The following is a 1,113-nucleotide window of genomic DNA, read 5'->3' on the forward strand; positions in this document are numbered from 1 at the left end:
ATACCATTCCGCTTAAATATCTGATCTAATATAGGCTATATAAAATCACTGGTGATTAGCATTGAACCCAAACATATCTGAACAACTTTTGGCGCTTTCTCGAAAAGAACCAAATGCACGAAAACGCATGCGATTGCTCGCAGTGTCTTTATTTTATGATGGTAATAGCCGAACCGATATTGCAAAACGTCTAAACACAGCAAGAAGTAGTGTGAATAAATGGGTTTCTAGTTACCTAGAGCATGGACTGGATGGTTTAGACAATAAGCCTATTCAAGGACGTCCATCAAGGCTGCAACCCCAGCAACTTGAACAACTGTCTGAATTTATAAAGCGCACGAACACAGAACTTCGTGGTGGCCGTCTTACCGGCGAAGACATTGTGCATTACATTCACACTGAATTTGGTGTTCATTACCACTTAAATCATGTCTATAAAATTCTAAAGCAACTTGGCTTTAGTTGGATCACAAGCCGCTCTAAACACCCAAAACAATCATTACAGAGCCAAGACGCTTTTAAAAAACTTCCAACTGGAAACGATCCTTCACACACCAGGACACCTTCCTCTTGATCGGATCGACGTATGGTTTCAGGATGAAGCACGATTTGGCCAGCAAAATCCGACTACGCGCATTTGGGCTGAAACAGGCACTCGGCCACGGATTGTAAAACAACAGCAATTTGACTATGGATATTTATTTGGCGCGGTATGTCCAGCCACAGGCCAGACAGAAGCGTTAGTAAGCCCATTTGTAAATAAAGAAGCAATGACGCAGCACATGCGTCAGATATCACACGCGACACCTGCTGGAAGGCATGCTGTCGTGATAATAGATGGCGCAGGCTGGCATACATACGATACAGCTGCAGAATTTAAAAACCTAACCCTGATAAAGCTCCCACCTTATTCACCAGAGCTAAATCCAATAGAGCAAGTATGGAGCTGGATACGACAACATTGTTTATCCAATAGAGTGTTTTCGGGCTATGACGAAATTGTAGATGAAGTTTCAAAGGCATGGAATCACTTTATTTCAATCCCGGATCGAGTGAAGAAAATGTGCAATCGGGAATGGATTAAATTGATTTAATCTTTATGCGGAATGGTAT

The 1,113-nt window shown here is 42.0% G+C and carries 1 protein-coding gene; it reads left to right on the forward strand.

The features are described 5' to 3' along the window. Positions 1-127: 127 nt before the first annotated feature. A protein-coding gene (locus HUS62_RS22315) for an IS630 family transposase (protein WP_404936082.1) occupies positions 128-1,094 on the forward strand; the annotation gives its coding sequence in 2 pieces (ribosomal slippage) (positions 128-526 and positions 528-1,094; 966 coding nt in all). Positions 1,095-1,113 lie beyond the last annotated feature (19 nt).

It is taken from the genome of Pseudoalteromonas sp. 0303 (genome assembly GCF_013349995.1).
In the GTDB taxonomy this organism is placed as follows: Bacteria; Pseudomonadota; Gammaproteobacteria; order Enterobacterales; family Alteromonadaceae; genus Pseudoalteromonas.